The organism is Pseudoduganella guangdongensis (assembly GCF_009857475.1).
Taxonomy (GTDB): Bacteria; Pseudomonadota; Gammaproteobacteria; order Burkholderiales; family Burkholderiaceae_D; genus Rugamonas; species Rugamonas guangdongensis.
This window is the reverse complement of record NZ_WWCJ01000069.1, coordinates 1-272: the sequence shown is the minus strand read 5'-3', so window position 1 is coordinate 272 and position 272 is coordinate 1. Positions and strand designations below refer to the sequence as shown.

Sequence of the window (272 nt, the reverse complement as noted above, 5' to 3'; positions counted from 1 at the left end):
CATTAGAGTGCTCTTGCGTAGCAACTAATGACAAGGGTTGCGCTCGTTGCGGGACTTAACCCAACATCTCACGACACGAGCTGACGACAGCCATGCAGCACCTGTGTGATGGTTCTCTTTCGAGCACTCCCAGATCTCTCCGGGATTCCATCCATGTCAAGGGTAGGTAAGGTTTTTCGCGTTGCATCGAATTAATCCACATCATCCACCGCTTGTGCGGGTCCCCGTCAATTCCTTTGAGTTTTAATCTTGCGACCGTACTCCCCAGGCGG

Annotated in this window: 1 rRNA gene; it reads right to left on the bottom strand. The window is 52.2% G+C overall.

What is annotated here, in order from left to right:
* A 16S ribosomal RNA gene (locus GTP41_RS26875) occupies positions 1 to 272 on the bottom strand; the annotation flags it as partial.